This window comes from Nitrospina gracilis 3/211 (genome assembly GCF_000341545.2).
GTDB classification, from domain to species: Bacteria; Nitrospinota; Nitrospinia; order Nitrospinales; family Nitrospinaceae; genus Nitrospina; species Nitrospina gracilis.
In genome coordinates this window covers 1323807-1333046 of record NZ_HG422173.1, presented here as the reverse complement: position 1 = coordinate 1333046, position 9240 = coordinate 1323807, and the positions used below count along the sequence as shown (strand labels likewise).

12 protein-coding genes and 1 pseudogene are annotated in these 9240 nt (G+C 56.4%); 8 read left to right on the top strand and 5 right to left on the bottom strand.

The genetic code is table 11. The features are described 5' to 3' along the window. From TX82_RS16200 to TX82_RS06385, 3 genes and pseudogenes are all read right to left on the bottom strand, one after another. Positions 1-223 (bottom strand): annotated as a pseudogene (locus tag TX82_RS16200) (hypothetical protein); the annotation flags it as partial. A gap of 111 nt (positions 224-334) precedes the next feature. Then, entirely contained in the window at positions 335-862 is a 528-nt protein-coding gene (locus TX82_RS06390; RefSeq protein ID WP_005008310.1) for a DUF1264 domain-containing protein, read from the bottom strand. A gap of 233 nt (positions 863-1095) precedes the next feature. After that, positions 1096-1632, bottom strand: coding sequence for an Lcl C-terminal domain-containing protein (locus TX82_RS06385; RefSeq protein ID WP_005008307.1), 537 nt, complete (start codon positions 1630-1632; stop codon positions 1096-1098). A gap of 164 nt (positions 1633-1796) precedes the next feature. On the opposite strand from TX82_RS06385, the gene TX82_RS06380 reads away from it, so the two are divergent. The 3 genes from TX82_RS06380 to TX82_RS06370 all read left to right on the top strand — a co-directional run bounded on the left by TX82_RS06380 (position 1797) and on the right by TX82_RS06370 (position 3876). After that, positions 1797-2450, top strand: coding sequence for a class I SAM-dependent methyltransferase (locus TX82_RS06380; RefSeq protein ID WP_005008306.1), 654 nt, complete (start codon positions 1797-1799; stop codon positions 2448-2450). Between the two features lie 21 nt (positions 2451-2471). Then, positions 2472-3524 carry a bile acid:sodium symporter family protein gene (locus TX82_RS06375; protein ID WP_338038057.1) on the top strand — a complete coding sequence of 351 codons (1053 nt, stop codon included), beginning with the start codon at positions 2472-2474 and terminating at the stop codon, positions 3522-3524. A gap of 70 nt (positions 3525-3594) precedes the next feature. Then, complete coding sequence (locus TX82_RS06370) at positions 3595-3876, top strand: hypothetical protein (RefSeq protein WP_005008302.1); 282 nt, start codon at positions 3595-3597, stop codon at positions 3874-3876. Positions 3877-3903: 27 nt separating this feature from the next. Here TX82_RS06370 and TX82_RS06365 read toward each other — a convergent pair whose 3' ends face one another. Continuing rightward, complete coding sequence (locus TX82_RS06365; protein ID WP_005008300.1) at positions 3904-4308, bottom strand: peptidylprolyl isomerase; 405 nt, start codon at positions 4306-4308, stop codon at positions 3904-3906. A 122-nt stretch (positions 4309-4430) separates the two neighbouring features. On the opposite strand from TX82_RS06365, the gene TX82_RS06360 reads away from it, so the two are divergent. From TX82_RS06360 to TX82_RS06345, 4 genes are all read left to right on the top strand, one after another. Further along, entirely contained in the window at positions 4431-5042 is a 612-nt protein-coding gene (locus TX82_RS06360; protein ID WP_005008295.1) for a Maf family protein, read from the top strand. Positions 5043-5293: 251 nt separating this feature from the next. Further along, a complete protein-coding gene (locus TX82_RS06355) occupies positions 5294-5497 on the top strand; it encodes a hypothetical protein (protein ID WP_005008293.1) in 204 nt (67 codons plus the stop codon). Next, entirely contained in the window at positions 5494-6291 is a 798-nt protein-coding gene (locus TX82_RS06350; protein WP_005008291.1) for a formylglycine-generating enzyme family protein, read from the top strand. The genes TX82_RS06355 and TX82_RS06350 overlap by 4 nt, the downstream gene beginning before the upstream one ends. 127 nt (positions 6292-6418) lie before the next feature. Then, positions 6419-7435 (top strand): peptidylprolyl isomerase, encoded by a 1017-nt coding sequence (locus TX82_RS06345; RefSeq protein WP_005008288.1) that lies wholly within the window; start codon positions 6419-6421, stop codon positions 7433-7435. A 67-nt stretch (positions 7436-7502) separates the two neighbouring features. On the opposite strand, the gene TX82_RS06340 is transcribed toward TX82_RS06345, so the two are convergent. Continuing rightward, a complete protein-coding gene (locus tag TX82_RS06340; RefSeq protein ID WP_005008287.1) occupies positions 7503-7691 on the bottom strand; it encodes a hypothetical protein in 189 nt (62 codons plus the stop codon). A gap of 209 nt (positions 7692-7900) precedes the next feature. Between TX82_RS06340 and TX82_RS06335 the strand changes: the two genes are divergently transcribed. Then, the coding region (locus TX82_RS06335; protein WP_042250688.1) for a primosomal protein N' family DNA-binding protein at positions 7901-9240 on the top strand (1340 nt) is incomplete at its 3' end.

The window sequence follows — 9240 nt, the reverse complement described above, 5'->3', positions numbered from 1 at the left end:
TGTGGCAGGTGACGCACTGGCCCTTGCCGAAATAAATCTCCGCGCCCTTGTCCACGTACTCCTGCCTTGAACGGAACGGGCTCTCCATTTCCTGGATGCGCTCCAGTTCCTCATCCGGCACACGCGGTGTGTAGATACTGGGATGAAACGCGGCGGCTTCCTGCCACAACAGGGCCGAAACCACAAAACCAATACCGAAGCAAACAAGGCCCTGTGTTTTCATAATTCTCTAACTTGTACGGAAGCCACCTCTACAACCGGAACCGGTGACCGGCCAGGGGGCCGCAGAAGCTGTCCGTCTATCAAAAAAGTTCGACCGGAAATGAAACCGGAATCATTCCCCGATTTTACCATGCAGCATTTCCCAGTGTCCGACGGACTGGGCAATGCCCACGGAGCCGTCCGGGATCGGTGCGTCTTTTGGCCACAGGTGGAAAATAATGCCGTCGGTTTTGGAAACATGCTCCACCAGGTTCTTCACGGTATCCTCGTCCGTCGGATAATTCACCTGCACACGCCCGGTTTCGATTTCCTGCTTGTGGTCGTGCCAATTGGCCTTGTGGGACCACTCCGGGATCACCTTGCGGGCGAGGTCCTTGGAAACCATGTATTCCACCTCCGTCATGCGCGCGTTGGGCTCCGTGCTTTCGAACAGGATGCACTGGATGATCTGGTCGTTGATCGGTTTGCAGTAATGATGAAAGGGTCCCACCACTTCGCCGTCCATGACGTGCGGGGCGGTGACGTGGATGGTGTAGCCGTCCAGCGGGCTTGCAGGCGGTTTGTTGTCACCCGCCGTGGCGCAGGCGGCGGTGGAGATGGTGAGCACAAAAATCATTGCCAGAACTTTGATTGGTTTCATGGACTGCCTCCTGTAGGGAAGGTTGGGGCCCCGATTTCCATATGGCCTGAAATGGCTCAGTGTTATTCCTAGTTTACCGAAGCGGCGAAACGGAATACAAGGCGAGAAATCAGCCCGAAAGTGGGAAAGAGAAAGGGTCTTTTAGATCAGTCGCTTAATTATGTAAGGAAAATGGGTTCCCCGTCTGCGAGGAAACCAGAAGAAAGAAGGGCGAAATTCAGGCTGGAGTCGAATCAGGGGAGCGGGCCGCGCACTGGACGGAGGAAAGCATCGGGTCCGTTGATCTTGTCCTGGTAATCTTCGCCTCCCCGGTCCTTGTAAGACACCACGATGGCCTTGCCGCCGCGTTCCTGGCTGGTCCACGTGCCCCAACCCGCGCCGTTGGGGAAAATAGGATCGATGAATATCTTGTCACCGTCCTTGTCGGTGTTGCGTTTTCTGCGGTTGTAAAGCGTTTTTGCCTCTTCCGGGGTGGGCATGCGCCAGTCCTCGTACCCGGCGAAGTTCTTGTTGTTCATACGCTGAACAAACTCCATGGCCGTGTACCAGTTCACCCACCCTCGCTGGGTCTGCCAGAAATCGCGCTTCATCCACATGAGGCGGGTTTCGGTGTCAAGCACCGTGCCGTCGCCCATGTCCCAAAAACGCTGGTCAGCAGACTTGGCGACGGGTTCGCGCGGAGGTTTGTCCGCGGCGGCCACGCTTCCAGTCAGGAGCAGGCCCGCCAGCAGGGTGACGGTGAAAACAGAAATCCAGTTACGGCCTTGCATCGGGTTCCTCCGGATGGGCGTTGCAGGTCTCGTGGGTCCGGTTCGATTCAAAAATCGCCTAGAGTGTACAATTCCCGCCCCCTCAAAGTAAACGGGGAAATGGCCTTGAACCCCCTCAGGCCTTGAAGTAGAATCGTCTCCATCAACCACCTAGGGAGGTGCGCATGACCCCGTCCACCCAGCGCCATCCGGCTTTCCGGCTCCTGATCGCGGCCATTCTGATTGGAGCCCTCTTCGCCACCGGGCCCATCTGGGCCAAACCCCAGGACCAGGAACGCTGGAACAAGAAATACGAAGTCGATGCCTTCCTGTTCGGCAAGCAACCGGTTCCCTTCCTCAAAAACAACGTGGGCCTCCTGCCGAAGGGCAAGGCACTGGACATCGCCATGGGCGAGGGCCGGAACGGCGTGTTCCTCGCCACCCGGGGATTCGATGTCGAGGGTTGGGACATCTCCCCGGTCGGACTGGAAAAGGCCCGCCATCTGGCGAAAGAGCACAACGTGTCCATCCAGACGGAAGTGGTCGACCTGGAATCCGCCGAGCTTCCCAAAAACGAATACGACGTCATCCTGATGATGTACTACATGCAACGCAACCTGTTCCCGCAGATCAAGGAAGCCCTCAAGCCCGGAGGTATGGCGGTGATCGAAACCTACAACGTCGATTACCTGAAGTACCAGGATTTCCGGCCGCAGTGGGCCCTTCAAACCAACGAACTTCTGGAAGCGTTCAAGGACTTCAAAATCATCCGCTACCAGGCGTATGACGATGGCAAGGAAGCGTACTCCAGCATCATCGCGCAAAAACCGATGGAGTGATGCGACCGCCACCCCTCCGCCATCAGCGGCGGCTCCCCATTCCCGCATTGCACCGAAGCCCCAACCCGTGAGGCGCCCCTGAATCCAATCGCAAAAACATTCATCACGCTGGCCAACGCCTTTCCCCTGTGGGTGGTGGCGGGGGCGGCGCTGGCGTTGTGGAAACCGGAAACCGCCACCTGGTTCCAGCCGCACTGGATTCCGTTTTTCCTCGGCATCATCATGCTGAGCATGGGGCTCACGCTGACCTGGCAGGATTTCCGCCGCGTGCTGGAGTTTCCGCGCCCGGTCTTGATGGGCGTCGGTTTGCAGTTCGGCCTCATGCCGCTTCTGGGATTCGCCATCGCCCGCGCCTTTGCCCTGCCGCTCGATTACATGATTGGCCTCATCCTCGTTGCGTGTTCGCCGGGCGGCACGGCGTCGAACGTGGTCGTGTTCATCGCGCGGCTCAACGTGGCGCTGTCGGTCACACTCACCACCTGCTCGACACTGCTCGCCGTCATCATGACGCCCGTGCTCACCACGTGGCTGGTGGAGATGCTGGCGCGCGACCTCACCGGCGCGGTCATCCAGGTGGACACGCTGGGGCTTCTGCTCGATACGTTTCAGGTGGTGATCCTTCCGGTGGCGGCAGGCGTTGTCATCAACCAATTTTTTCACCGCCAGGTGGAACACGTCACTCCGTACACGCCGCTCCTCGCGGTGCTGTCCATCGTGTTCATTGTCGATTACATTCTTGCCGCCAAGCGCACGGAGTTGCTGGAAAGCGGCGGCACCCTGCTCGCTGCGGTGGTCACACTGCACGCCCTCGGGTTTGTGGTGGGATACGTGCTGGCGCGGTGGATCGGCGGCGATGAAACCAACGCGCGCACGGTGTCGGTGGAGGTGGGCATGCAGAACTCCGGCCTGGCGACGGAGCTGGCGCGCAGCAACTTCGCGCTGTTCGGATTGGCCACAGTACCGGGGGCGTTGTCCGCCCTCACCCACTGCATCCTGGGCAGCCTGGCCGCCGGTTTGTCAAGGCTCATGCCGCAGTCGCCACGCCCTTCTCCGCCGCAACGACAGAAGGTTTAATCACAAGCGGCGCCTATGCTATGATGGGCCATCCTCGGATGTACAACTTCATTTTTGGAAAGGAGATGTTTTGGCTACCTTCAACGTTCTCATTGTAGCGGAGTTCAACGGCATCGCCGAAGAAGCCGAGAAGGAGGTATTCCTTCGTTTGGAAGAAGCGTGCTTTGAGCGCATTCCCACCCTGAGCCGCGCCTGGGAGATCAAACTCGACGCTCCGGATGAAGCCGAGGCCAAAAACGACGCCATCGAAAAATTCGTCAACGTGTGCCGCACCAATCCCTTCGAACTGCGCATGGTCGTGCAGAGCGGGACCGGACTGGTGATCCGCCGAAAAAAAGAGTTCGAGCCCTGATTGCGCGGCGGGCGCAGTCGGTTCCGATCAAAGCGCGGAGCCGGTGAACTCCGTGGAACGCTCGGCGCCGAACTCGTTGCTGATGATGATGAGGTGGTGACCCTGCCCGGTTTTCACGGGACCGTACAGCTCGCCGCGGTTGATGAGCATTTTTTTCACCGCGTCCCGGATGAGGTCCTCCAGTTCCCGGTTTTCGAGGACCGGATCGGGAGCTTTTTTGCGCGGGTCGTCCTCGGCCAGCACGATCCAGCCCAGGTTGCCGCCGTCTTCCTTGCTCGGGCACAGGCTATATTTTTCCGCCAGCCGCATGAGCATCTTCACACGGCCCGCAGCGTTTTTGACTTCATTGATGGTGGACTTCAACAACTCCGCCACTTCGGGCTTGTCCACCACAATATGCCGAACCTGAATCTGGTGAGAAAACCCTACCATCACAACCCCCAAAAAACTTGTCAAAAGTAATAATCCCTCGAATCCCGCATTCGGGATTTCGGTTGCCTGCTGAATGGCCCCTATACTAAATTATCTGATCTTAAATTTCCAGAAGGGGAACCATGGCCGACTCCAATCCAAAGCTGATCCTCGCCTCACAGTCGCCCCGGCGCATCGACCTGCTTCGACAGATGGAGCTGAAGTTCGAAATCATTCCCGCTTCTATGGATGAAGTGACCGACCCCACCCTGCCGCCGGAGGAAAACGCAAAGGCGCTGGCATACCAGAAAGCGGAGCACGTGGCGCGCACGCACCCCGGCTGCTTTGTAATCGGTGCGGACACGATCGTGGTGCTGGAGGACCGGCTCCTCGGAAAACCGCAAAACGTAAAAGACGCCGAAGCGATGTTAAATGAACTGAGTGGGCGCGCGCACCAGGTGATCACCGGCGTCGCGCTGATCGACCCTGAAGGCGTACACTCGGCCCACGCCGAGGTCTCCACCGTGCGTATCCAAAAGTTGGACCTTGAGACGATCCGCCGTTACATCGAAGGTGGTGAACCCATGGACAAGGCCGGGGCGTATGCCATCCAGGGAGAAGGGGCGGAGCTGGTCGAAGGCTGGTCCGGTTCGTGGACCAACATTGTCGGCCTGCCGGTGAAAGCGGTTTCGCACCTCTTGGAACAGGCGGGATTCCCGCATCGCCCCAACACCGAAAACATAGAAATCCTGTGAGGAAGCCAGTCTCCTTTCTTTTGCAGGCAGGACCGCTTATCCGCACAGAAAGCGGGCGTCAAACCATAACCCCAAACGGACATACAAAAATAAAGCGCTTGACATACACGCAAATATGTAACTTCAAATAAAGAGTTTTTGGCAAAAAATTCTTGCAGAGTTTTACTTTTTGGACATATCATTTAGTCCTGATCCACAAATACGGGACACTTAGGTGAGTCGGTATCCAAATGTTTACAAGTCAGGATTCGATGAAAATTCACGGGCATTGCAACCGTTGCAAAGCGCCGATCTTCCTGAACCAGTGCACGGACTGGTACGGCAATACGGTGCTTTCGCTCAATTGCTGGAACGGCCATTACAAGTGGATTGAGATCGAGGATATCGACAAGGAATTCAAGATCGAGCCGGAAAAAAACCTGGTCACCTACATCGGCTTCTTCGACGCTCCATGAACCGAAAACGGTTTGCCCTTCTTTCCACTTCCCTCTTTCTGTTTCTGACCCTCGCCCTTCCGCTGGCGAACTCCATTCACGCCGAAACTCCGCCCGAGGCACCGGAAGGCATGGTGTACATTCCCGAAGGTTACTTTGCAATGGGGGTCAATTCCGGCAATGCATCAGAAGAGGGTCCGCAACACCACGTGTACACCTCCGCATATTTCATTGACCGCTATGAGGTGAGCAATGCCGAATACATGAAATTCGTCAAGGACACGGGCCACCCCAAGCCGCTTTTCTGGGAAGACGAACGCTTCAACCGGCCGAACCACCCGGTGGTGGGCGTCAGCTGGTTCGACGCCATGGCCTACGCTCGCTGGAAAGGACGCCGCCTGCCGACGGAAGCGGAATGGGAGAAAGCCGCACGCGGCAACGATACCCGGCTCTATCCCTGGGGCGACAAGTGGGCCAAAGGATTCGTTTTATACTTTGTCAATGTGTTTGGCGTAGAGGACAAGTACCGGCACACCGCCCCGGTGGATGCCTATCCTGCGGGAATCAGTCCTTTCGGCGTATTCAACATGGCCGGTAACGTGTGGGAATGGTGTTTGGACTGGTATGAAGACGATTACTACCGCAAGAGTCCTGAACTGAATCCGGAAGGACCGGAACCGACCAAGATGAAAGTGGTGCGCGGCGGATCGTGGATCAATACCATTGACGGTGCACGCCTGGTCAGGAGGGGACGCAATTTCCCCAACACCAAAAACATGATATATGGTTTTCGCACCGTCCTGCCCGTTCAGTAATCCGTAAGGGTAGTACCGGTTCCTTCCGGGAACAATTCGGTTGACATCCCCCAAACCGCGCAGTAAGTTTTTTACATTCACAATACAGTTTTGCAATCAATTCAATCAAGTGCATGCGGGGTTTTTCATGATTTCAGGAAAACGGTTTCAGTTATTCTTTCCGGCCGTGGCCGTCATCCTTTGGTTTGCCACGGGTTCGGTTCCAGCTCATTCTCATTCCGGACACGATCACGGTGACGGGCTCAATATCAACCTTCCCGATGTTTTGGCCCAGGTGGACGGAAAGGAAATTCCCAAAAGCACCATCATTCCCACGCTGGTTAAAAACGTCGAGCGGTACAAGGAACGAGGCATGGCGCTTTCCCCACAACAACAGAAAGTTGCCGCCAAAAAACTGCTCGAAGAAGAAATTCATCGCAGCCTGCTCCTGCAAAAAGCGAAAGCCATCGGTGTTTCAATTTCGGACAAGCAGGTTGATGAGAAGGTCGCCTCCATCAAAAGCACCTTCAAAAGCGAAGACCTTTTCAAGAAACAACTCAAACTCCGCAACCTGACGATGGAGCAGTACCGCTCCAAACTCCACGATGACCTGTTAATGGATGCGGTCATTGAAAAGGAGTTGAGCGGAAAAATCACAATCCCGGAAAGCGCCATCCAGGAGTACTTTCAAAAGAACAAAAACAACCTGACCAAACCGGAAAAACGGAAGGCCAGCGTCATCCTCATTAAGGTCGATCCCAAAACCGGCTCGGCTGGGGCCTTGAAAGCGCGCAGGAAACTTGAGGACATCCTCAAGCAGTTGCAAAACGGAAAAGATTTCGAAACGATGGCCAAAATGCATTCCGAGGATTCGCTCGCCAGCCGTGGAGGCGACCTGGGGTGGTTCACCCAGGACAGTCATATGTTCGCGCCATTCCGCGAACAGGCGTTCAAACTGGGCAAAGGCGAAATCAGCGGCATCTTTAAAACCGCGCACGGCTTGCAGGTTTTAAAGGTCACCGACATCCAAAAGGGATTCCTGGCAACGGTTGAAAACAGCCGCGAAACCATAAGGAAAATTTTACTGGAACAGGAATTGAAAAAGCGGACGCGGCCATACCTGGAAGCTTTGAAACAGGACGCCAACGTTAAAATTTATTTTTGAAAATTGCGGGGCCGGAAGGCCCCGTTTTTCTTTGGAAGGAGACCCGCTGGAGACAACCTCTCGCGGGTTATTTTTTGCTCTTTTTTTCTTTCTTTGCCTTACCGCCATCAATCTGGCTGAGCTTGCGTTTCACGATTTTTCCTGGGTCCTTGTCAAAATCCACCTTCAGGTATACGGTGCTCTCGTGCACCTTGTGAACCACGGCATCTTTCTTTTTTCCGGCAAAATCGAATTTGATCTTGTCTCCAACCTTCATGCAACCTCCTTGGGCTTAGCCGCCACTCGTCGGGTTCCTGCAAACAGACTTTCAAAAAAGAAGAAGACTAGTGGAATATCAGGATGCTGTCAATTCTTTAATGGGATGGCCACCCGGAACCGTGGAAACCACTCTGAACTCTGGTACACTTTTCGGGACCGGAGGGATTGACCCCCGGTCTCGCCGTTATCAATTCATGTGAATCGCCGATGACCCTCCCAGCCTACGCCCAGGTGGTTTTCAATCTGCCCCTCCCGGACGCGTTCACCTACCGCATTCCCCCCGCGTTGCAGGACCGGGTGCAAGTGGGCATGCGCGTGCTCGCGCCGTTCGGTCCACGAAAGATCACCGGCTACGTCGTGGCGCTCACGGACACGTGCGACGCGTCGCTCAAGCTGAAAGACATAGAGGATGCGCCGGACACCCAACCGGTGACCTCCGAGGAACTGCTCGCACTCACCCGCTGGCTTGCAGACCGTTACCACGCCGGCTGGGGCGAAGCCATTCGCGCCGCCCTGCCCGCCGGACTGGACGATGAAGAACATGAATTGTTTTCGTTATCGCCGAAAGGGGAAATCGCCTTGCGCGATAAAAATGTCTCGGCCGCCGGAACCGCGGTCCTGCAACTCATCCAGAAACGCAAACAGCTTTCCCGGAAACAGATCCGTCACGCGCTCAAGAAAACCTACAAGTCGCACACGCTGGCCACACTCAAGCTGGAAGGTCTGCTTCTCACCGAAACCCGGTTGCGGAAAAGTTCCGTCCCTTACAAAACCGAAACGGTAGCCAGTCTGACGAGCAACGTGGTCAACCACGCGCAGGCGGAAACCCTTCTCGCACGCAGTCCGAAACAGAAAGAACTGTATGCTCTTCTTGGGAATGGCGAACTCACGGTTACCGAGTTGTCCAAACAGTTTCCCAAACATGCCGGGCCGCTCCGCGAACTGCGCAAAAAAGGGCTGGCCGAAACGCGCCGCGTCGAGGTTCCGCGATACGGTGGAGAGGAGATCGATCTTTCCACCGAAGGACTGGACGGTCCGTTGCAGTTCACCCCGGATCAGGAACAGGTGTACGGCGTATTGAAAGATGCACTTGAGACCCAGGTCGCCCACACGTTTCTGTTGCAGGGCGTCACGGGTAGCGGCAAGACGGAAATTTATATCCGGTGCATCCAGCAGGCGCTCGATGCCGGGCGCACGGCGATCATGATGGTGCCTGAAATTTCGCTGACTCCGCAGACGGTGTTCCTGTTCCGCCGCCGCTTCGGGGAAAACGTCGCCATCCTGCACAGCGGCCTGTCGGCGGTGGAACGCTATCTAGAATGGGAAAAGATCCGGCAGGGCGAAGTGGGCATCGCCATCGGCGCGCGTTCGGCCGTGTTTGCTCCCTTAAACAACCTCGGGATCATAATCATCGACGAAGAGCACGACGGCTCGTACAAGCAGGACGCGACACCGCGCTACCACGCGCGCGAAACCGCCATCGCGCGCGCCCGACAGGCAGGCGCAGTGGTTCTTCTGGGATCGGCGACGCCGTCGCTGGAGTCCCG